The 23,295-nt window shown below is 49.1% G+C and carries 18 protein-coding genes and 1 pseudogene; 2 read left to right on the top strand and 17 right to left on the bottom strand.

Annotated elements, in window-relative coordinates; translation table 11 throughout:
• Window positions 1–149: 149 nt before the first annotated feature.
• The 9 genes and pseudogenes from GPK90_RS03240 to GPK90_RS03275 form a co-directional block, all read right to left on the bottom strand.
• A complete protein-coding gene (locus GPK90_RS03240) occupies window positions 150–662 on the bottom strand; it encodes a hypothetical protein (protein ID WP_215702139.1) in 513 nt (170 codons plus the stop codon).
• A 35-nt stretch (window positions 663–697) separates the two neighbouring features.
• Window positions 698–1,813: an ABC transporter substrate-binding protein gene (locus tag GPK90_RS03245; RefSeq protein WP_215702140.1), complete on the bottom strand. Its 1,116-nt coding sequence runs from the start codon at window positions 1,811–1,813 to the stop codon at window positions 698–700.
• Between the two features lie 54 nt (window positions 1,814–1,867).
• On the bottom strand, window positions 1,868–2,815 hold the full coding sequence (locus tag GPK90_RS03250; protein WP_118600147.1) for an aldo/keto reductase: 948 nt from the start codon (window positions 2,813–2,815) through the stop codon (window positions 1,868–1,870).
• Complete coding sequence (locus GPK90_RS03255; protein WP_215702141.1) at window positions 2,812–3,636, bottom strand: ABC transporter ATP-binding protein; 825 nt, start codon at window positions 3,634–3,636, stop codon at window positions 2,812–2,814. Before GPK90_RS03255 ends, GPK90_RS03250 begins: the two co-directional genes overlap by 4 nt.
• Window positions 3,633–4,658, bottom strand: a complete 1,026-nt coding sequence (locus GPK90_RS03260; protein ID WP_118600149.1) for a FecCD family ABC transporter permease — start codon at window positions 4,656–4,658, stop codon at window positions 3,633–3,635. The genes GPK90_RS03255 and GPK90_RS03260 overlap by 4 nt, the downstream gene beginning before the upstream one ends.
• Before the next feature lie 217 nt (window positions 4,659–4,875).
• Entirely contained in the window at window positions 4,876–5,769 is an 894-nt protein-coding gene (locus GPK90_RS03265; RefSeq protein ID WP_215702142.1) for a LysR family transcriptional regulator, read from the bottom strand.
• Window positions 5,770–6,057: 288 nt separating this feature from the next.
• Window positions 6,058–6,489: a C-GCAxxG-C-C family (seleno)protein gene (locus tag GPK90_RS03270; protein WP_215702143.1), complete on the bottom strand. Its 432-nt coding sequence runs from the start codon at window positions 6,487–6,489 to the stop codon at window positions 6,058–6,060.
• 48 nt (window positions 6,490–6,537) lie between these two features.
• A pseudogene (gene tenpIN, locus GPK90_RS19735) lies at window positions 6,538–6,861 on the bottom strand (type III toxin-antitoxin system TenpIN family toxin); the annotation flags it as partial.
• Window positions 6,862–7,465: 604 nt separating this feature from the next.
• Window positions 7,466–8,647, bottom strand: coding sequence for an acyltransferase family protein (locus tag GPK90_RS03275; protein ID WP_215702144.1), 1,182 nt, complete (start codon window positions 8,645–8,647; stop codon window positions 7,466–7,468).
• A 401-nt stretch (window positions 8,648–9,048) separates the two neighbouring features.
• Between GPK90_RS03275 and GPK90_RS03280 the strand changes: the two genes are divergently transcribed.
• Window positions 9,049–9,786, top strand: a complete 738-nt coding sequence (locus GPK90_RS03280; RefSeq protein WP_486463660.1) for a TMEM164 family acyltransferase — start codon at window positions 9,049–9,051, stop codon at window positions 9,784–9,786.
• A 163-nt stretch (window positions 9,787–9,949) separates the two neighbouring features.
• Here the strand turns inward: GPK90_RS03280 and GPK90_RS03285 are convergent, their stop codons facing one another.
• The 4 genes from GPK90_RS03285 to GPK90_RS03300 form a co-directional block, all read right to left on the bottom strand.
• Window positions 9,950–11,806, bottom strand: a complete 1,857-nt coding sequence (locus tag GPK90_RS03285; RefSeq protein ID WP_215702146.1) for a subtype A tannase — start codon at window positions 11,804–11,806, stop codon at window positions 9,950–9,952.
• Between the two features lie 598 nt (window positions 11,807–12,404).
• Entirely contained in the window at window positions 12,405–13,700 is a 1,296-nt protein-coding gene (gene eno / locus GPK90_RS03290) for a phosphopyruvate hydratase (RefSeq protein WP_118530385.1), read from the bottom strand.
• A 454-nt stretch (window positions 13,701–14,154) separates the two neighbouring features.
• Window positions 14,155–15,552 (bottom strand): magnesium transporter, encoded by a 1,398-nt coding sequence (gene mgtE, locus GPK90_RS03295; RefSeq protein ID WP_215702147.1) that lies wholly within the window; start codon window positions 15,550–15,552, stop codon window positions 14,155–14,157.
• A gap of 661 nt (window positions 15,553–16,213) precedes the next feature.
• Window positions 16,214–17,107, bottom strand: a complete 894-nt coding sequence (locus tag GPK90_RS03300; protein ID WP_215702148.1) for a DMT family transporter — start codon at window positions 17,105–17,107, stop codon at window positions 16,214–16,216.
• A gap of 223 nt (window positions 17,108–17,330) precedes the next feature.
• Between GPK90_RS03300 and GPK90_RS03305 the strand changes: the two genes are divergently transcribed.
• Window positions 17,331–18,221 (top strand): AraC family transcriptional regulator, encoded by an 891-nt coding sequence (locus tag GPK90_RS03305; protein WP_215702149.1) that lies wholly within the window; start codon window positions 17,331–17,333, stop codon window positions 18,219–18,221.
• Between the two features lie 345 nt (window positions 18,222–18,566).
• Here the strand turns inward: GPK90_RS03305 and GPK90_RS03310 are convergent, their stop codons facing one another.
• The 4 genes from GPK90_RS03310 to GPK90_RS19495 form a co-directional block, all read right to left on the bottom strand.
• Window positions 18,567–19,535, bottom strand: a complete 969-nt coding sequence (locus GPK90_RS03310) for a carbohydrate kinase family protein (protein WP_215702150.1) — start codon at window positions 19,533–19,535, stop codon at window positions 18,567–18,569.
• Complete coding sequence (locus GPK90_RS03315; RefSeq protein ID WP_215702151.1) at window positions 19,523–20,569, bottom strand: aldose 1-epimerase family protein; 1,047 nt, start codon at window positions 20,567–20,569, stop codon at window positions 19,523–19,525. Before GPK90_RS03315 ends, GPK90_RS03310 begins: the two co-directional genes overlap by 13 nt.
• The gene (locus GPK90_RS03320; RefSeq protein WP_215702152.1) at window positions 20,570–21,256 is read right to left on the bottom strand and encodes a D-lyxose/D-mannose family sugar isomerase; all 687 of its coding nucleotides are present in this window, start codon (window positions 21,254–21,256) and stop codon (window positions 20,570–20,572) included.
• 184 nt (window positions 21,257–21,440) lie between these two features.
• The gene (locus GPK90_RS19495; RefSeq protein WP_142411935.1) at window positions 21,441–23,279 is read right to left on the bottom strand and encodes a substrate-binding domain-containing protein; all 1,839 of its coding nucleotides are present in this window, start codon (window positions 23,277–23,279) and stop codon (window positions 21,441–21,443) included.
• Between the last annotated feature and the right edge of the window lie 16 nt (window positions 23,280–23,295).

Raw genomic sequence — 23,295 nt, forward strand, 5'->3', positions numbered from 1 at the left:
GCAAGTGGATTTTCCTTGATTTTTTGTGATTTTAGTGGATTATCCACAATTGTTCTCACGAGTCCTGCTTTTTCCCCATTATCTCCCCGTAAAACAGGTTAAGGCCGACCGCGGGCAGAGTTTTCCACCGGCAGCCAGCCTTTGCCTTCCTATAAAATCACTGCGTCATAAACCTCTTCCGGCTTTGCATCAAGAAGACGTTTTGCCATATCCCGCTTCATCTGTGCCAGGATCACCTCTTCTTCCTCGGTGCGGTTTGGTTTTCTTGCCATCTCAATAAAATCCTGACGTACAAAGCCCGGGCGAATGGTGACAACCACCGTCTTTCCTCTGTAGCTGAACCGGAAATAATATCTTCCATGGGGGCTTTCCAGAATGCCTGCTGCCTCCGGCAGATCTTTGTCCACATGGATCTGTCCGTCAGTAACGCAGCGGGTCACCATCTCGAAAGCATCCCGTCCTCCAGGACCCGGAAATGCGGTGACGAGCTCGATTTCCCTGCGCTCCAGAAGTTTTCCGTCATCAAGCAGCGGAAACGCTCTCTGCATGACCTGAAACGCGTGTGCTACACCGCCCGGATATCCTACTCCGTGATACTTTAACAGGTCCTCGAAGCTGAATTCAAGTTTCTGTCCCTTTTCAAGCACTGTAATCTTTTCCATTTTTATTTCTCCTTTTTCTTAAGATTCCTCATGTATTATTTCTGTCTGTTGTCCAGGATTTCAGAGACCTGTTCATCTGTCAACTCATACTGATAAACAAGCTCAAAGAATTCCTTCACTTCCTCTTTCATGTCCATATTAGCGAAAATATCCGGGTACTGGATCTTTGCAGCCCACTTGACCATGAGCGGTGTCTCCACACCTGCCGGATCCCAACGGTAAGCGCCGATCGGGATTTTATAGACCTGATGATTCTTCACTGCATTGATAACGGACCAGTCTCTTCCATCCTGTTTATTCTCAAGAAGATCAGACGGCATCAGATCTGAATGGTTTCCAATATAGATAATATCCGGATTCCATAAAAGCATCTGCTCCATATCAACCTCTGCCATTTTTCCCGTCAGATCTTCCGCCGGATTTTTAGCTCCACTCGGAATCATCCAGTGGTCATACTGTTTTACGGACACATTCATATCACTGTAAAGCTCAACGACTGTCGGTTTGTCCTCTTCTGACACATCGGCAAGGCATGAGGTGACCTCCTCGATTCCCTCGTCAATATACTGCACCAGCTGCTCTCCGCGCTCTTCTTTCTGGCAAACAGCTGCAATGATCTGAAGATTTTCTTTTACACTGTCCAGTTCCGCACTTCGAAGTGCCACAACTTTAAGTCCCGCGTTTTCCATCTTCTCGATTTCCTTGTCATTCGTCGAATAGATGAATACAACATCCGGGCGCAGTTTCAGGAGTTCCTCAACATTTACGGTGGAATCCTTTGTGCACCAGTCTGTCTCTGCATTTTCCAGCTGCGGGTACATATCCTTCAGCACGCTTTCATTGTACGCTGTGATGGAAGATGGGTTGCAGCCGACGATATTGTCCGTTGCGCCCTCGATCGCATAGTAGATGGACGGGAACGGCTTGCCGACTGTGGCAACACGCTCCGGAACCGCGTCAAATTCGATCTCCTTTCCGCGCACATCTGTGACTGTATAGCTTCCGCTCTCCGTCTCAGCTGCCGCTTCTGTCTGCGTCTCAGGAACTGTTGTCGCAGCCGCCTCCGTACTCTGGCTGGCATTGTTTCCGCTGCAGGCAGTCAGCACAAATGCAGCAGCTCCCGCTAAAACGAATCCCATCATTTTTCTCATGTCTTTATTCCTCCGTTAGTTTTCTAAATTTATAATGCTATATGAATACCTTATTTAAACACTTAAAGGATAAACCTCCATCAGATCTGCCGCCTCTTCCCGCAGGATATACGGTCTCTGGCGCAATCCTTTTCCAGTGTCGATCCGCTCTTTAAGAGAAGTACCTCTAATTCTCTCTTTCAGACATGTCTGCACTTTTTTCAGTTCCGCCTCACTGTAAGGCGCTTCTTCCAGAACAGATAATGCCTCATCGATCTGTTCCTTTGAATTAAAGGTTCCCAGAACGGAATGTACCCATGGGATCGACAGCACATAGCTGTAAGCCGCCTGCACGAGACTCTGATCTTCCCGGATCCGTATCGCGTCAAAAATATGGGAATATTTCAGAATATCTCCCGTTGCCAGCGGATTCATGGCTATGGTTCCCGCCCCGCTTTCCCATGTTGCTTTCAGTCCGTCCGCCCGGTACGCGCTGTTGACCACATTGAACCCCTGCACACTGTAGTCAAAGGGATACTCTTTTACGATCGGTTCGAGTTCCTGATTTTTCATATGCGCGGAGATCGCGATATGTTTTATCAGTCCCTCTTCTCTGGCCCTCTCCATCTCTTTGAGTGCTCCATATGCCTTCGCGCCGCTCCATTCTACGCCGCTTTTAACGCCCCAGAGGCAGGTAAACGCATCGATGCTGTCCACACCAAGCCGTTTCAGGGAATTTTCCAGATCCCGTCTAAATGTTTCATGATCTCCTGCATGTGTCTTTGACATGATGAAGAACGGGCGGCCTTCCTTTTTCATTTCTTTTACCGCCTCTCCCAGTATCAGTTCCGAATATCCTTCCCCGTAGGTGACGGATGTCTCAAAAAAATTGATTCCTTTTTTATAGGCATATAAGAAGTTTTGAACATGTTTGTCCATATCTGCCGGATCGTTCAGATGATGGGTCCCCATGGAAATTCTGGACACGGAAATTCCTGAACGTCCTAAAACTGTATACTTCATTTTTCTCTCCTCTCTTCCTCATCTTCCCGGTCATTGTCAGTGATCCGGTAAGGTGCGATCGTTCGGTAGGTTCTTCCTTCCGCTGAAAAATCCAGAATTCTGGCATGCGTCTGGAAAAATTCTTCCACATTGTTTTCGGTAATGATCTCCGCCGTGTCTCCAAACTTCTGCCGATAATTTTGTCCCAGCAGCAACGTCTTATCTGACAGCTGCAGCGCATGGGCCGGGAAATGTGTGTTGATGATGCAGGCCGTATTCTTTTCCTGATTGATATACGAGATCGCGTCCAAAACCCGCAGCTGGTTCTTCATGTCCAGATTTGACTCCGGCTCATCTAAGATCAGAAGTTTCGGTCCTGAGACCAATGCCCGCGCAAGCATTACCATCTGCAGCTCGCCGCCGGACAGTTCGTTGCAGTACCTCCCAGCAAGTTTTCCGACACCCAGTTCCTTTAGCATCTCATTAGCCCGGTCAAAATGATCTTTTTTCGGGGTATAGAAGAAACTGTTCTCTTTGTCGAGCCCCATGACGACCATTTCCAGAACTCCATAGGAGAATGCGCTCCGTTTTGCCTGCGGCACATAGCTGATCTGTTTCCAGAGTTCTTTATCGGAATATGCGTTTAAATTCTTCTCAAGGATCCGCGCCTCTCCCCTGTTCCATGGCAAAAAACCCATGATGCATTTTAGAAGAGTCGTTTTTCCCACACCGTTCGGACCTAAGATCGTCATGATCTTCTGCTTCTCCAGGCAGAATGAGACATTCCTCAAGATTTCCCTTTGTCCATAAGAAAAACTGCCATTGTTTACTTCCAGTATCATTCCCTGCCTCCTGACGTTTTTCTGAGGATCACGGCAAAAAATGGAGCGCCGACCATCGCTGTCAGAATGGATAGCGGAACCTCTCCCGCTGTTGCCGCCCTGGCTGCCGTATCGATCAACAGCAGGTAGATCGAACCCATAAGAGCACTTGCCGGAATCAGTGTCCGGTGGTCATTTCCGATCAGAAGTCGCGCAATATGGGGAATCACCAGCCCGATCCATCCGATAATGCCGCAGACGGACACGGTGACCGCAGTCATGATCGTCGCGATCAGGATCACGGCGAGACGAAGCTTTTTGACGTTGATTCCTAAAGATCTGGCTTCCTCCTGTTCCAGTGAAAGCAGGTTCATCTTCCAGCGAAGGATCATGGCCACTGCCAGACACGGAATCTCAATTGCTGCGCAGAGCAGGACATCCCTGTATGAGACATTTGCCAGACTTCCCATCAGCCACATGGTGATCGTCGGAAGCTTGTCCTCCGGATCCGCGATGTACTTGATAAAAGAAACTAGCGCATCAAACATGGACTTCACAATAACGCCCGATAGCACCAGCACGAACAGTTCGCTGCGCCTCTTGATGCGTGACAGGTTCAGAACGACCACCACTGCCAGAAGGCCGCAGCCGAGTGCGGTCACCTGTGTGGCAGCCATGCCGCACGATAACAGGATCGCCAATGCCGCGCCAAATCCAGCTCCCGAAGAAACTCCGAGAATATCCGGGCTTACGAGCGGATTTCCGAAAACGGCCTGATAAATCGCGCCGGAAACAGAAAGCCCGGCTCCCACCAGAATTCCCATAAGGATTCTCGGAAGACGGATACTCAGTATCACACTTGACTCGTATACATCCATTCCATCGGTCTTTCCGACGAACGATCTCCCTATAATTTCGAATGCCCGAAACGGACTGATCGGATAGCGTCCTACACAGATCAGTACCAGAAACAGGGCGATCAGAGCGATGATCATGATGAACATCGCCGGTCTTTTTTTATTTTCCAGAATTCCTCGATCCATTGTTGTCTCCTTACACATGGCTTATCTGTTAGTTGTGACTAATTAGATATGGCTAACTATACATCATTTTCTGAATTTTGTAAAATAAATTAAATTATTCATTTATAAATAAAAGCTATGATATATTAAAAATGAGCCTGGCACATTCTTCCGCCGAGCGCGGTCGCTTGCGACAATCTACATCTTTGCGCGAGTGCGCATCAAAAAAGACGGCCCGCTATCGGACCGCCCCGTAAAATTTCATGATTTCTTTTATAAACTGCTGCACTTCTTCCTGCTTCCAGCTATCTTTTGTCCAGGCAATGCAGATTGGAACAGACTTATCGCCTTCCAGCTGTTTTCCAACGATTCCATCATTCTGACAGATTGCCTCCGCCGGAAAGTACCCTGTCGCCATATTTGCGGCGATCATCTGAAGCGCCGTGCTCTGCTGATCGTATCTCCATAAGACCTGCGGCCCCTCCTCATAACCTGCCTGTAAGAACAGCTGCCGTAATGCCTCTGTCTTGTGATGATCGTGTTTTGTGGATACCATCTTTTCTTTCGCAATCATCGGTACTGTGATCCGCTCTTCGTGTGCCAGCGCATGGTTTTTCGAGACACAGTACAGCATTTCTGTAGTCTTAAGTTCCGCCCATTCCAAATCATTTTCCATTGGATCTCCACCGTGATTCAGGACCAGAACGGCATCCAGCTTCTTGTCCCGCAGTTTCTCGATCAGCTCTGATGTAGAATCCACGGTCACTTTTATCTCCACATTCTGATACTTTTCGGCCTCATTTGAAAAATACTCCATGTAGACGGCAGAACCCGCAGATTTTGTCAGTCCGATCCGCAGATTTCTCGTAAGTTTTACCATACTATGTACTTGGTCATCGAATTCCTTCGCGTGATCCAGCATCTGAGACGCATATTGGTAAAATCCTTCCCCCGCCTTCGTGAGTCGGATACTTTTTCCTTCCTTATCCACCAGGCGGACCGCATATTCCTTCTCCAGTTCACGGATCGCAGCCGTGACCGCGGGCTGCGTCACAAAAGATTTTTTCGCGGCCTGCGTAATGCTGTGGCATTCGCAGACCATGCAGTAGTATTTCAGTTGTTGTAATGTCATTTTTTCACCATGTATTGATCTATTAGGACTATAAATGTTTAAAATATATAAGTTAGTTCTTGCTAACCGTATATATTATACTACATGGTTTTTGATGTTGCAAGTCTCTGAACAATTCTCACAGTATATCAGTTCTATTCCGGTTACTGTACACGCCTTGCGCAAACAGTAACTGATTTTGCCGATGCTTCGCATTCCGAATCAGCAAAATCCACTACCACCACTGTATTGTACGGAATTTTCAGTTCAGAAAATTCCTACCCGTGTGCAGTAACCTATTCCGTCCGTTCACATTTCTTTAATTTTCCCAATCTTATTTTCTGCAATATACGTATTATAGAACTCTTCAAATACATCTGCTGCAAGACAGACGGTTTCCAGACAGCGCACATCGTCTTTCTTATAGATCTTTACCAGCTCTGAGCAGTCTGTGTTTCCAAGCTTCTTGCGGAATTCCTCTACAAGGTCCGCGCACGTATCCTTAAAACCATCGGTCGCATGGGCACGGGTATTTACCGTCAGCCGTCCCAGTGCTGCCATCGCACCGCATAATGCGCCGCAGGATGATCCGCATCCCATTCCGCCGCCAAACGCACTGACCAGCTTGAAATCGTCTTCCGTAAGACCGATCCCGTATTCCTCGTCAATACATCGTAAGATCGCCTCCGCACAATTATAATCCTGTTCCAGATAGTATTTTTTTACGTTATCTCTCAGCATATTCTCTTCCTCCGGTTCTTTTTTCTGACTGAGTCCCAATTCTCTCTTAAAGTACTTTAATGATGAAAAATGATATCGACGTTCAAATTCTCTTTCATGAAGCTTTTTTATTCCTTTTATATGTTCGACATAATCATCAACAAATTTTATCACAGAATCTACTATCTTTCCAATATTATATATAATTTCTTTGTATTCGTCCTGATCAACAACAACGATACCTTCATTTATAAATTCTTGATTGGTGACAATTACCAACTTTGTAAAATCCAGCCCTGAATGATGCTTTCCCGATCTTTCTGATGCCTGGAAATGATACGCATATTTATGACGTATTTCAGTCCGTAAACGGTACACATATAAAGTATCCATGTTGTTTAACAAGAAGCCATGAATATGGTCTATCCTCTTTGCTTAAAATTTCCTCATATATTTTAGGTGAATACCTCTGATAGAATTCTTTGCTTAATTTCTTTACTATAAATGAGCAAATACCGAAAAGTGCACAAAAATTATAACTTATTGTGCACGTAACATGGACATTGGTCCGCTTAGTATTCTTTATGTCTGCATGTGATAGACTTAATAGTGCAGTTTTTCAAATTTGCTCATTTATAGTTCTTTATATAAAATTTAGTTGATGTACTCATGGTAAGAACCCCCTAAGAAAAATAGACTGGTATAGAAAAGGGAGGATTTCTCCTCCCTCAAAGATTCTTCGCTCGGTCATTTTTTATTTTACCGACGAGTCAGAACCGTCACTCGTCTCATTGTTCGGTCACTTTTTATTTTACCGACGAGTCGGAACCGTCACTCGTCTCATCTGCGAAGGAAAGATTAACTCTTTCACTGATAGTATAATGGATTTCTTATCGAAATACTATTAGCATTTTTTACAAAAAAGAACACTTGAATTTTACATGCTGCTGTCCATGCGGTACGCCGACAGTAACGGATTTTCTGCATTTCTTATTCCCTATCCTTCCAACTTTCGCCCTCCCGACAGCACTCTCCACACTCCCGGCAGGAAGCGGACAAAGAATTTGGCGAGGATGTAAGAAACCATCACGGCGATCGCAGGAAGCAGGAAATAAACAATCAACGCGATTCCCGCAGCGGATACAGATCCGGCAAGCTGTCTTGCCGCAACAGCTATTCCTTTGTTTACGAATCGTACAACGATATAATGGATCGCATAAAGGAACATGCTTTGGCGCATCCATGGACGGATCTTCGGAAGACGCACTCCGCAGGCAAAGGCCCAGCACGTCATCGGCACAGCCATACGATAAAAGCAGGTCCAAAGGACGGCTGCTTCAGGTGCCATCGTCCTCCGGTAACAAAATACAGAGATCACGACTCCCGCCAGACCTTCTGCAAAACAGCGCCTTCTCACATAGTCCGGGATGACACTGGCTGTATTTCCATCTTTGTCCTCTGGAGCAGCTTTCTTTTCTTTCGTTCCATGATCTTCCTCCCACCCGGCTGCTTCTTCCTCCATACTTCTCTCCACCAGCCCGCGCCGATGGACTGCAAAGTATGCAGCAACCGAATAGTAAAGCAGGGCGTCCGTATTCGGATGGCGCATATCCAGATGGAGATGAACTGCAAATACAAGTCCCACGATCCAGAAAAGACCGATCGCCCGATTCTTAACAAGTGCGTAGATCAGCGGTGACACGATGATCAGGAAGATCAGCTGATAAAGATACCAGAAAATCGGCGCGTATGCATACTGTGAGACCGCCCGCCAGATCTCCTGCACGGAAAATGGAATGATGTCACGTCCGACCACGGATCGTATGGCGAGAAACCGGGATGCTGCCATATAGCCCAGATAGTAGATGATATTCCAGACTACATAAGGGATCAGGACGCTGAATACCCGGCTCTTCCATTTTCCGGTCAGCTTCTCCCAGGAAAAATTCCGGAAAAACAGGTAGGAGGACAGCAGGAAAAAGCCAGGAACGGCGATTTGTCCCAGTCCCACCGACACGAAATTTTCGATCCGGTCCGCAAGACTCCATATCCCATCCCGCGCCCCACCGGAAAACAGATCCACATTATAAGAGTGGACCCATATCACAAATATGCTGAATAGAAACATCAGCCATGATATCTGGTCATGAAATCGTTTTTCTCCACTTCCTGTCACCATACGCACTCCCCGCAGTTTTCTTTTATCTTATCATATAAAATATGACATTTCCAGACAGACTATCAAAGAATCCAAAATCAAGTTGAACGTCCGTGAGGTTTGACAGATCTCTCATTTCGCATTAATATTTGTGATGTCAGGGGCAAAAGGTCCGAAGCCCGACACAAGCCTGCTTGCAGGAGGATTTTAACCCTGATCCCCGCCCAAACATGTGCAAGCAGCCATTTTTCAAGCTTCAACACACCGTATCGGTGTGGGAAGTCTTAGTAAATAAATAGCGCACCTAACTCATCACTGAAGTAACGAGAATGCGGTGCGCGTTTTTCAAAACTATCCTTTTGAAAGAAGGTCCTTATATGTACATTTTTCTCCAGTCCATCCTGCGCATGACCGCATGGCCGATGACACCCCCGGTGCCTTATTCTGCCTTTCACATTCTGCTGACCGTCTTTGGGGCAGGATTTGCGGTCTTTTTTGCGCGGTTGTTCGGCAAAAAAATACGGTCCATGGCATCGCCTGAACCGTATTTCCGCCATATTTTCTTTTCCTGTGGAGTACTTCTCGCACTCATGGAACTCTATAAGCAGGCATTTTTATATGTCATCGAATTTCATGGGCATTTCGACTGGTGGTATTTTCCATTCCAGCTATGCAGCATTCCCATGTACATCTGTCTTGCTGCACCGCTCCTTCACTCCGAAAAAACACTTCGCCGCGCCGCTACCTTCCTTCAGGATTTCGGGCTGCTGGGTGGAATCATGGCTCTGGCTGTGCCGCCAGGACTCATGCATCCGTACTGGACGATGACGCTCCATGGCTTCCTGTGGCATTTTATTCTGCTCTTCCTTGGACTTTTATCCTGTATGTCAGGCATCGCCAGACATGAACGGCGGGATTATATGAATATTCTTCCGTTCTTTTTCCTATGCTGTGTAATCGCCTGCGTGATCAACATCGCCGTAGGTCCCACCGCTGACGCTGACATGTTCTACATATCCCCATTTCATCCGTCCTCGCAGCCGGTTTTCCACGAGATCGCGTGTACGGCTGGTATCTTCTGGGGAAATCTGCTGTATGTCGTATCCATGATTGCTGGTGGATTTCTAATGCACAAAATTTCATCGCGCTTTTATAACTAACACCCCCTCCTCTGGCTTAGGCTCTGATTTGTTAATCACATGCAGAACCTTCCACTGGCAGCGTCTACCTGATGCATGTCTGCGAAAATAAAAGACCGATATCTCATTCCATCATAATGGTTTGACATATCAGTCTTTTTGATCATATCCTAATCTAAGACTTTTATTTCAAGCACTTATTAACCCACTCAATAAAGTTCGTCACAGAGTCCCCGGCACTCTCTGCCATCGTATGGCCTTCCCCCCAGATCGTCGCAAAATCCACATCTGCGCCATAATTTTTCAGCGCCAGCGCCAGATTTACTTCTGTCGTGAGAGAGGTATCGCTCTGGGCGATTCCGGTGCGGATACGCCAGTAATCGGCAACCGCAGATTTCTGATAACCATCATAATAGCCTGAGAGGTAATAAAGCGGATTGTACATGTTTCCCCTCTCAGTCACCGTCTTTCCCTCAGAATCTGTCTTCTCCATTGCTTCCGTGAATGCCGCGCCGTAGGTCTCGTCATTCTTTAAAAGGTCTGCCAGCGTAGCGTCAAAGTGGGACGTCGTTCCATCGCCGTATCCAAATAAGGTATTCTCCGCTTGGCTCTCATCCAGGGCATCAAATGCGCCGATTCCCTTAGAGGCACGTTTGCATGCGTTTGTAAAATCTGCGATGCTGGTAATCGTTGCCGTGTTGGCCACACTGTCATAGTTGATCCATATTCCATCCGCATTCAAAGCATCGATGTAATCCTGTGCTGTCTCATAGGTGCCAGAAAGTGTCACGCCTCCGGTAGAGAGATTCCGGTCAACACCGTCCATGGCGTAAAAGTCAGGAGTTCCCTGGCCAGCATTTCCGTTTGGTCTGCCGCTCTGTTTTCCGTCTGCCGGAGCATCGCCTTTCTGCATGTCATCAGGCATTCCGTTTCCGTCCTGCAACGCTCCATCCGGCTTCTGTCCGCCCTGACCTCTGCCGCCGCCCTGGCGTCCTTTTTTCGTCTCCACCGTATACGGGAACGTGGTATCTTCCAGAAAATTATTCAGTGATGTCTCCACCACACCTTTCAGATACTCATAATATGTGCCAGACTGATAGATTCCCTCCTCAGACTCCGTCAATGTCAGCACATTTCCCGAAGAATCCTTGAGTCCCAGATCATTGATATACTGCGCAAATGCCTCTGCCATTCCGTTCGACAGTGTCTGTTCCTTCTCCGTGAGGTCTGTTCTCGTATTTCCAAGGTTCCACTCATACGCCTCATCCGCGTAGTCAAGTTCCGTGATCGGGCACCAGCACATGGAACCTGTCACTGCATCACTGACGCCGGAAACTGCCCCGATTACGGTCAGATACGGCTCATAATCTTCGCTGTCGCCGGTTGCACCCAAAAGTGCACTCTGTGCTCCGCCGCCGCTCATTCCGAAGGAGAATACCCGGTCCACATCGCCCGGGATCACGCCGTCATTGTAGCGAATGTACCGGATCGCCGCTTTCAGATCTGTCACACCCGCCGGAGCTCCTGCATCGCGTCCGCGGCATCCTGCTGCCACATAGATAAATCCGGCATCCGTGTAGGACGCGGAATCTGCCACATAGTCTGTCGGAGCTGCCATCGCGGAATATCCCGGCGTGTTGACCGGGATCACGATCGGTGCGGAATCCGCTGTGTATCCTTTGACTGCCGCCTGGTTATTGATCGTACATGTAAAGGTTCCGTCCCCATTATCTTTCGCATTCATATATGCCGCCGGGACAAAAATTCCCAGCGTTTCATATTTCTCATCCGCCGGATCTGCACAGTAAGAAATCCCTGTCTGCCAGTACACCTTATCGTCAGAATTATATTTCCACTTCGTAGAGTCGATCTGCGGCAGTGATGTCACCGCCGTCTCCCCGGCCCGCTCAGTCGCTGCCTGACTCGTCTCCGTTTCCGTCTGCGCCGCGCTGCTTCCGTTTCCTGCAGCATTATTGCTGCATCCGGACAATACCAGCGCCGCCGCTAAGAATAACCCGATCCTTCTTCCAACTCTCACCATGATCTTTTCTCCTTTTCCCACATCATTATGTTCCATGTTTCTGAAACCGGATCATGACGTACTTCACACTCTCACATCCGCGCGTTTCTCTGCTCAATTTCAAACAGGCGTCTCTGACGCCCAATATGCTCAATATATTCACAGGACAATGATCTCATTCTCTGATTCTGTTATTTTTATAGCTTAAAAGCAGTTTGTGAAAATCCTGTGAAAATATTGTGTTAAATTTTCTAATAATCGTGTCTTTTTTGTATCAAAGTTAAAAAAAATGTGCCGCGTCACATTCTCGCACCGAGCGCGGTCGCTTGCGACGATCTTCATCTTCGCGCGAGTGCGCATCTTAGGCACGCAGTGCCTTTTATTTCATAGTAAGTTCCATCTGGATTTCCTATAAAACAAGTAAAAACACGCTTCGCGAGTTTCCCCTTGTTATCGCGACAGTCGCCAAGATCTCGCGCAACCGCGGACTTTGGCTCGTTGTTCGCGTAATAAAAGAACTCCCCGGCAGCCTCATCAGCCACCGGGGAGCTCCCTGTGCAATCTATGAAATGAAATTTCGGGCAGATCGCCCGGATCAGACATATCTTCCGCTATTTCCTTACTCTACATGAAACGCGTCCATTCCCGGATAAACAGCGCTCTCACCGAGTTCTTCCTCGATCCGCAGAAGCTGGTTATATTTCGCGACACGCTCAGATCTTGACGGAGCACCAGTCTTGATCTGGCAGGTGTTGAGAGCAACGGCCAGATCGGCGATCGTTGTATCCTCGGTCTCACCGGAGCGGTGGGACGCGATCGCGGTGTATCCGGCACGGTGTGCCATCTTGATCGCTTCTAGGGTCTCGGATACCGAGCCGATCTGGTTCAGTTTGATCAGGATGGAATTTCCGCAGCCGAGCTTGATCCCTTTGGAAAGTCGCTCCGTGTTCGTCACAAAGAGGTCATCGCCGACCAGCTGCACTTTATCTCCAAGTTCTGCCGTCAGCTTCTTCCATCCTTCCCAGTCTTCCTCATCCAGCGCATCTTCAATAGAAACGATCGGATACTTCTCCACAAGCTTCTTCCAGTGCTCGATGAGCTGCTCGGATGTGTAAACAGTTCCCGCCTTCGGGAGCTTGTACTCACCGACTTTTCCGGTCTTCCACTCGGAAGAAGCAGCGTCCATCGCGATCCGGAAGTCACTGCCCGGCTCATATCCGGCTTTCTTTACCGCCTCAAGAATCGTCTCGATCGCTTCCTCGTCGGACTTTAACGCCGGAGCAAAGCCGCCTTCATCGCCGACCGATGTCGCAAGTCCGCGCTCTTTTAAGATCGCAGCCAGCGCATGGAAAACCTCCGCACACCATCTCAGCGCCTCCTTAAAGGACGAAGCGCCGACCGGCATGACCATGAATTCCTGAACATCAAGTCCGGAAGAAAGTGCATGGCAGCCACCGTTCACGATGTTCATCATCGGGACTGGAAGACGATTTCCGTTGATCCCGCCGAGGAATCTGTACAGCGGGATATCTAAGGAGATCGATGCCGCACGTGCGCATGCGATCGATACTGCAAGGATCGCGTTTGCTCCGAGCTTTGACTTGTCTTTTGTTCCGTCCGCCTTGATCATGGCCCGGTCAACCGCGTAAATATCGGACGCGTCCATTCCTGTCAGTGTCTCATTGATGATCGTATTGATATTTTCAACCGCCTTTGTCACGCCTTTTCCGCCGTAACGTGCCTTATCGCCGTCTCTTAATTCCAACGCCTCAAACTCACCGGTGGATGCCCCGCTCGGCGCGGTTCCTCTCCCGATCGTTCCGTCCGCCAGATATACTTCCGCTTCCACCGTAGGATTTCCGCGGGAATCTAAAATTTCTCTTCCAATGACTTTCTCGATTTCCAGATAATTCATCATCATAAACTCCTTTCGGGTATTCATGAAGGCCGCTCTCCTGTCAAGTCAGGCGGGCACGCACCGACATGATCTTGTCTGCAGCTTCTGCTCACGGCAGGAGCCTGCGAATTTTGCATGAAGCATTTAATACTGCATCGCGCACAGGTTAGTACATACTAACCGTTATAATTTTATCATACTCAATTTTTCATTTCAAGGGAGCGCATCTAAAAAAGGAGAGATTGAGAAAAATTGTCATAAGTACAGAAAATCCATGCTGAAATCCTACATCAACAACTTTCTCCACGCCTGTTTTCTCTTGATGTGCCGTCCTAAAAATCTGACTGTAAACTCTTTCCGGCATATAAAAAAGACTACCCTACATTCCTAGGATAGCCCTTTTTCCCGTCAATATTCATATTTTATAACAATCCGGCATTCTACCTGCCGACAGTTTCTTCTGACATTTTCATCAGCCCGACACATGCAGCAGATCGATCAGGAACAGCATCGCAAGACCATAATAAACAATGATCGCAACAAGGTCATTCACCGTCGTGATCAACGGACCGGAAGCGACCGCCGGATCAATATTGATCTTTTTAAATAACATCGGGATCAATGTTCCCACCATACTGGAGATCACCATCGCTGTCACAAGTGAAATACCAACACAGCCGGAAACCATCATCGCGTGATGAATCGGATATCCCTTGATCACGCAGATGTAAAGCCCCAGGAAGATCCATGCCATAAATCCAAGGAACAGACCGTTCGCAAAACCAATCTTCATCTCCTTCACAACCAGCATCAGCTTCTGCTTTGTTGTGAGCTGCTCATCCATCAGGACACGGATCGTAACAGCCAGGGACTGGGTTCCAACGTTTCCTGCCATGTCGAGGATCAGGGACTGGAAGCACATGACGATCGGGATCACGGCTACGACAGACTCAAATGCGCCGACAACCGAGGAGACGATCATTCCGAGGAATAACAGCACGATCAGCCACGGGAGTCTCTTTTTGATACTCTGCGGCAGCGTCTCATTTAAGTCTTCCTCCGCGGTCAAGCCGGCTAACTTCGCGTAATCATCGCCCATCTCATCATCGACTGCCTCAACGATGTCCTGGGAGGTGATGATGCCGGCAATGGTTCCGTTTTCCTGCAGCACCGGAATGGAATCCTCGGCATAATCCCTGATCTTATCGATACAGTCGCTGACCTTTTCATGGTCCATGACATACGGGTAAGAGTGACTGATAATGTCCTCAAGATCCGTATACTCTCTCGCAATGATCAGATCTTTCAGATCGATCGCGCCGTAAAACTTATCTTCCTCATCGATCACATAGATCGTCGAGATATTGTCGTTCTCTCCCGCCTGCTCGACCAGTTCGCGCATCGCCTGGCGGATCGTCAGATGGTTGTGGATCATGATGAAGTTGGTCGTCATGCGGCTACCGATCTCGTCATCATCGTATGAGAACAGGAGTCTGACGTCATCGCTGGCTTCCTTATCCAACATGCCGACGATCTTGTGTTTCGTCGTCGCATCCATCTCTTCGAGGACATCGACCGCATCATCGGAGTCCATCTCGGAGACGATCTTTGCGGCACTCTCGATCGGGAGTTCTTTTAAATACGGCTCCGCATCATCCAAATATGCGAAGATCTCTGCGACACGCTCCACACCAATCAGCGGGTATAATTCCCGTCTCTCATCCGGCGTCAGCTTTGTGAGCGCATCTGCGATATCGTTATCATGATAATCGGATAACCGGTCGATCAGTTCCTCTTTCGGAAGTCCGCTGCGGATGATATCGACCAGTTCTTCCACGTAGTGTTGTTCTTTTAAAACTTCTGTTTCCATGTCTGCCTCCTTTTCTTTTAAGACCGTTTCATAAAGATCCGGTCTTTTTTTTTACCGGAGTGAGCTGTTTTTTCGTGAATCATCGGATTGCTTCCGTTCACGAAACATCTCTTTTTTACTTTCTCCGGTTACATGCCGCTATAATTCCGGCAACAAAAGAACACCGCCCGGGGGGACATCCCCGGCGGGGTTCAACCGTCATCGCTGTGATGGACAGGCTGTTCCCATGCGGTGTTTCAAAAGACATAACAATATGGAATCCAGCTTTCGGGATCTGTAACCATTCAGCAGGTCTGCGTATCCACTGCGCGGATCTGCTGAACAGTTACCGGAAAACGGATCATACGGAATTTTCAGTTCAGAAAATTCCTACCCGTGAAAAGCAAACCGATAGCCGCATTCTGCGTCTGTCTGTATGTTACACCGCATTTCGTACTTCGCCCTGTACTATCGCAACTATCCATGCAATTCACCTCCGTTAAATTTCATAAAAACTGCTGTGTGCGGATACCATTTCCGCCCACAGCAGTATAACATTTTTCTATGGGAATTGTAAAGTAAAAATATGGCAAAAATCATGTAAAGGACCTCCCTGCCGGAAAGCACATTTCCATTCCCCAGCGGAGAGCTTCCGGGCAGGAGTACATTGATTCTACATATCCTATCTCATCAACACCACCGTCGCCAGAATACACGCAAACCCAACCAGATCCGCCGCCGTAAAACTGGCATGCAGCCAGACGACCGACAACGTTGCCGCTGTCAGCGGCTCCAGACACGCAAAGAGCGCCGCCTTCACCGGTCCCACCAGGGCAATTCCCTGTAAAAATAAAGTAAACGCCCCGACCGTACCGACCAAAACAATGACCGCAAGATAGAGGACCACACGCCCATCAAGTCCAGCCGGAACCTTCCATACCTGGGCAATTCCCCAGAGCACGACTCCCCCGATCAACATCCCAAGTCCGGTCACCGGAATACTTCCAAAACGTCCCACCGGAGCTCTGGAAAGCAGCGAGTAACTCGCCGCGCCGATGCCCGCCATCAGTCCCCAGAAGAGTCCTCTCGGTGTCAGCTCCATATTTCCTGGTTTTCCTCCTGTCGCGAGGAGCCAGACACCGATGAGTGCAAGCAGAATACAGAATACCGTCTTCTTATCCGGTTTCGTTCTTGTCGTCAGGCAGACATAAACTGCGATAAATACGATGGAGAGATTCTGGATCACCGTCGCCGTTCCGGAGTTTGTCCATTTGATGGCACTGAGGTACGCGTACTGACAGAGTGCAAGTCCCGCCAGAGCGAACAGAACGATCTCCATGATCCCCTTTTTATCTTTTCCAAGCGCTTTAAAATCCAGACTGTGCTTCGCAAGCGCAAAGAGTAACAGTAACGTTCCCGCCACAGTCATCCGCACAGCCGTCACCCAGGACGTATCGATCGGATACTGGGAAAACAACGCCTCCCCGCATGTCCCCGAAAGTCCCCAGCCGACTCCACCGGCAATACAGCAGAAAATTCCCAGCTTCTGCCTGTTCTTTTCCTTTGTTTCTGTCATAAGTTCCTCCCAATTTTTTAGTTGTAATATTACTTTTCATCAACAGTAATTTTTGTTCTGAAAATTCCACATGGCACAATCGTAACTCTTCACACATTCACCGATTGTATGATTCACTTGACTTTTTCAGTATATCGGGTTTAAATGGTTCTGTATATCAAAATATCCATATATTTTATCAATATATTGAGATTCTCGTTTTTTATAACGTGAGGTTTTCCCTATGATCCGAAATAGACTGTCTATAAAAGAAAATCAGGAAGAAGATACGATCCGGATTTCAGATCTGCTTCCAGTCTCTGTCTATATGACCGATTTTTCAGACCGGAATTATCCCACTGTGCGCTGGCACTGGCATGAGGATTTCCAGCTCTGTATTATCACAAAAGGCAAAATTCGTTTTCATACTGCCGGAAAGTCTTATTTTGTCAGCAAAGGAAATGGATTTTTTATCAACAGCCGGTCCGCTCATTTTGTAGAACCTGTCGAACCGGATTCTGCCTACTATTGTGTTGATTTTCTTCCCAGCCTGATTGCCGTGGAAGACAATCAGGCTCTCTATCAGGCTGTTATTGCCCCATTTTTATCCGGAAATCTGCCTCCGGCCTTTCTCTTTGACGCCAGCCATCCTGCCGGTGTCCGCCTCACCAGGACCGTAAGACGGATCGTGAACATCTCAGAGGGCGAACATTTCGATGGCTGGGAACTCCTGCTCCATGGAGAGATTCTCTCTGCCTGGCCGGACATTCTAAAACTTGCCAGATGTTCCGTGATGCCGGACACGCCCGGAAACAGTACCTCAAACGAGCGGCTCACTAAGACCATGGAATTTCTCCATGCACACTTTTCAGAAAAGCTCACCCTGTCCGAGATCGCCGCATCCATCGGTCTCTGCCCGGAGGAATGTGAGCGCTTTTTTAAGCGCATGACCGGCATGACGACCTTTCAGTATCTCCTGGAATACAGGATCGCAAAAAGCCGGGAATTCCTGGCAGATCCCAGTCTCGCAATTGCTGAGATCGCCCAGAATACCGGCTTTTCCTCACAGAGTTATTTTACAAGCTGCTTTAAAAAGATCGTTGGATGCACGCCAAACAAATACCGGAAGCAGTGAGTTGGTGATCTCTTCCAGCAAAATTCCGACAATTTCAATGATGTCGGAAATCCCGGGAATCACCTTCCACCTAAACATGGTCTTTCTGGGCGCATTTCCCAAACAATTCCCCAAAAGCAACAAAGCCGGTATCCCGGCAGTTCCGGATTCCTATCCAGCCAGAACTGCTCTAAATACCAGCTTCGTCACATAGATGCGGCTTTCCATTTAAGCCTGCATTCTCTCCAAAACTGTTACAGCACACGGGCACTCCGTGTCCGTGCCCTGTAACGGGATTTTGCCGATGCTTCGCATTCCGAATCGGCAAAATCTGCTACCACCACTGTATTGTACGGAATTTTCAGTTCAGAAAATTCCTACCTTTGAAAAGTAATCCAGAACATCCTCTTCCTCCGGAATACTCGGGATCCCGCCCGACTGCGTTGTTGAAAGACTCGCCGCCGTGCAGGCGAACTGACCGATAAAGGCAAGTTCTTCTTCCGTCAGTTTTTCCGGCGCTTTCCCGGTCTTTAAGAGTCTTGAAACCGCACTTCCTCCAAAGATATCCCCGGCTCCTGTCGTATCGATCGGTTTTACCTCCGGGCACTTTGCGTACGCCGCGCCATCCTGGTTCGCCAGGTATGCCCCTTTCGGTCCCATCGTGACCATCGCGAGACGGATCCCGAACTCATCAAGTAGCTTCTTCGCCGCCTCTTTCTCATCCGTGATGCCCCATAAGAACTCCACTTCCTCATCACTGATCTTCACCACATCGGCATGGGCGAGTCCCCATAAGATCTGCTCCTTTGCCGCATCCGGCGTCTCCCAGAGCGGAAGACGGAGGTTCGGATCGAAGGTAATAAGTTTTCCGTGTTCCTTCGCATATTCCACGCACTTTTTCGTTGCCTTGCGCACCGGATCATCCGTGAGACTTAAGGTTCCGAAATGGAAGACCGACGACTCATCGATCATGTTCAGGTCGATCTCCTCAAAGCTCAGTCGCGTATCCGCTCCCGGCTTTCTCGCAAAGCTGAAGGACCGGTCTCCCTCCGGAGAGAAGGTCACAAACGCCAGCGTCGTAAACACCGACGGATCTGTCACGATTCCCTTCGTCTCGATCCCAGCTTTTTCAAATGTCTTTAAGAGGAGCCTTCCGAACGCATCATCCCCGACTTTTCCGAGAAATGCCGTCTTCGCCCCATATTTATTCAATGCCGCAAGGAAATTTCCCGGCGCTCCGCCCGGATTCGCCTTCATCGTCGGATATCCGTCCGCATCCGTCTCCTTCGCCGCAAAATCGATCAGAAGCTCACCAAGAGCGATCACATCGTACATTTCAATACCTCCCTGCACTCATCTTCCAGTCGTTTTATCTCGTCTTTTCCGTCCAGGATCTGGAACCGGATCCGGTTCTCATGTTTTTCAAATGGTTTTAAGATCTGCGTCTTTCCGGCCCGTCCGTCAAATCCGCAGTTTGTCGGCTCCAGCGCCATCGCAAAATCCCCGGCCGCCGTGCTCTTCCACTGGGTCAGGTAGGGGATCGCTGACTTTTCAAACCGGATGCAGAGCCCGATCTGAAGCTCCTCGTTCACGAAAGCCGCGAACGTATTTCCGTTCTGATCTGCCGCCAGCTCATGCTGGAATACCTGCTCCGGAGCTCCCGGTTCCGGCTCATCCATGACGTTCCAGCGGCTTTTTCCTGCCTCTGCAGCCGCGTCGCGCGGTCCGGTCATGATCGATGGCATCACGACCCGCAGCCCCGGCACAAGAAACGGATATCCGGCATTGCAGTGATAGAGAAAACAGAGTGGCTGCTCCTCAAATCCCTGGTTCTCGATCTCGTCCGTGAACACGATCTCCCGCTTTCCGTAAACCGTCTCCACTGTTCTCCTCAGCACGAGATTTTCTCCGAAGATCCGCGCCTCCCGCATCTCCCCGGACACCCGGATCTTATACGTTCCGTTCTCCCAGAATGCGTCCATGGACACCTTCTCAGCCGGAGTCGTCCGCATTCTCCCATGCGTCGGATATTCCACACCGTCCACCACGCGGTTTCCGTGGACGTTCCCGAGACCGCAGGTAAACATCGCACCGCCCATGATCGAGCGCACCGCCTCATCCCCCGCCGTATCGTAGGGATTCCGCCCCTGAAGTCCCGGTTTTGTGAGAAGACTTAAATTGATCCCCTTATACCGGATCCACGCCGGATCCAGGCATTTATCTATCATTAACGACATCTCCACCGGTCCGTTTTCCACAAGCGCACAGCGGAGTCCCGACGCCCGCCCGTCCTGAAATTCGATCCGGCGGACTCCGGCGATCTGCTCCATGTTCCCGCAGACCGCCATCAGTGTTCTCTGATCCGCCATCTATTTTGCCTCCGGATATTCGTTGCACAGCAGACGATACGGTGCTTCATCCTCCTCGATCTCCGGGAATCTTCCCATCTTCTCATAGAAACGGTTATCCACGTTATCGTCGTTGCACTGGCTGACCTCACCTAAGAGAACCGGACCGCTTCCCTCTTCCACCTCAAAATCATGGTACATATATGGGTATATGGAAATGCTCTCACCGGGTGTCAGGCGCACCTGTGTTCCTGCCGGAACGACCATTTCTCTTCCGTCAACATGGACATGAACATCATTTACCTTATCAAGGTCCTCATCCTTTGTGGAATTGTATACACGGATCAGCACATTTCCGCCGCCGCGGTTGATGATGTCCTCCATCTTTGACCAGTGGAAGTGCATCGGGGAGTACTGTCCCTCTTTGATGTACAGGAGTTTTTCCGCATATGTCTTTGTGTATTTGTCCTTCATCTTCAGGTTGCCGTTGCGGATCGTGATCAGGGAAAATCCGACCTTATCGAAGTCCCCGAGACCGTAGTCCGTGATATCCCATCCTAACATGTTGTCGCGGATCTCATCGTAATCATGGCCTTTTTCCTTCCACTCTTCCGGTGTGAAATTGCAGAATGGCGGGATCGCGAAGCGATACTCCCTAATCATCTGTTCCATTTCTTTTAAAGCTGCGTTGATCTCACTGCGTTTCATGAAAAATTCCTCCTGTCCTTGATATGCAGGGAACGCCGATCCTTTCGGCCCGGCGTTCCCTGATCCTGCATGTCCAGCAGCCGTTTTCTTTCCAACTGCCATTATTTTAATTCATTTTTTCAGTTAGTTACAGTTTATTTTCACTGATCGTAACTGTTCAGTACCTTCACAGTTACCACTGATCTTAATTCTTCTTCAGAACAGATACGCCTGTATCGCTGACAGCGCCGCCGAGCTCTTCGCCCTCTAACGCTCTGACAGCTGCCTTTACGCCCTCTTTACCCATAATATCAGGGTTCTGAGCCATTGTGCAGAGGAGATATCCGTCATTGATGAGGTTCATGATCGCATCGGATTTATCGAAGCCAACGCCTACGATATCTGTCTTTCCGGATGCCTTGATCGCATTACCGGTACCAGTCGTGGAACCTTCGTTGCAGCCGAAGATGCCGACAACGCCCTGTGTGATGTAGTTTTCAGCGATGGTCTGGGACTTCGCTGCATCACCTTCGCCGTACTGAGTTTCCATAAGCTCATAGCCCTTTCCTTCGAATGCAGAGCGGAAGCCTGCTTCTCTCTTAACGGTGGAGTCTGTTGCTGCGTTTACGTTTACGATACCGATCTTACCGGATGTGATGCCTGCTGCCTCGAGAGCCTTGATCATCTCATCGCCTGCTGTCTTACCAGCTGCCTCGTTGTCTGTGGAGAAGGTTGCCTCTGCCTCTACGTTTGCCGGAGAGTCAACATACACGATCTTCACGCCTGTGGAAGCGGCTTCCTTTAATGCGGAAGAGATCGCATCGGGGCCGTTTGCCGCTACGATGATCGCCTCATAGCCGCCTGCAACTGCGTTGTTCACGCACTCGATCTGCTGTGCATCGTCCTTTGTGTTCGGGGACATGAAGCTTACGGTAACGCCGAGTGCCTTTGCCTCTGCCTGAGCGCCCTCATTTAAGGTTACCCAGTGCTGGTCGATGGAGTCCATTGTGATCAGTGCGATTTTCCAGTCTTTTGTTGCTGTCACATCTGTTGTGCCTGCTGCATCTTCCGCATTGTCTGCTTTGATGACAGAAACGCCTGTGTCTGTTGTTAAGCCGCCGAGTGTCTCACCCTGAAGAGCTCTGACTGCTGCATCAACACCGTCTTTACCCATGAGATCCGGGTTCTGAGCCATTGTGCAGAGGAGATATCCATCGTTGATGAGGTTCATGATCGCATCGGATTTATCGAAACCGACTCCGATGATATCAGTCTTGCCGGATGCCTTGATCGCATTACCGGTACCGGTCGTGGAACCTTCGTTACAGCCGAAGATGCCGACAACGCCCTGTGTGATGTAGTTCTCAGCGATCGTCTGGGACTTCGCTGCATCGCCTTCGCCGTACTGGGTCTCCATGAGCTCAAAGCCTTTTCCTTCGAATGCCTTACGGAATCCGGCTTCTCTCTTGACTGTGGAGTCTGTTGCTGCGTTTACATTTACGATACCGATCTTACCGGATGTGATGCCGGACTCTTCAAGAGCTTTGAGCATCTCTTTACCGGCTGTCTCACCAGCTGCCTCGTTATCGGTAGAGAAGGTTGCCTCTGCCTCCACGTTTGCCGGAGAGTCAACATAAACGATCTTAACACCTGCGTCCTTCGCTTCCTTCAGGGCGGAAGAGATCGCATCCGGACCGTTTGCCGCTACGATGATCGCCTGGTAACCGCCTGCAACTGCGTTGTTCACGCACTCGATCTGCTGTGCATCGTCCTTTGTGTTCGGGGACATGAAACTTACGGTTACTCCAAGTTCCTTTGCAGCTTCCTGAGCGCCCTCATTTAAGGTTACCCAGTGCTGGTCGATGGAGTCCATCGTGATCAGCGCGATCTTCCAGTCGCCGACCTCCTTGGACGGAGCTCCTGTAGTCTCTGTGGCTTCCGCGCTGGCTGCTGCGGATTCTGCCGGTTTCTGGCTGGAACAGCCGGTGATGCTGGCTGCCGCAAGGGCTGCACAGCTTAACAGTGCGAACAATCTCTTTTTCATAAAAATCCTCCTTAAG

The sequence above is a fragment of the Clostridium sp. MCC344 genome (assembly GCF_018785365.1).
Classification (GTDB): Bacteria; Bacillota; Clostridia; order Lachnospirales; family Lachnospiraceae; genus Pilosibacter.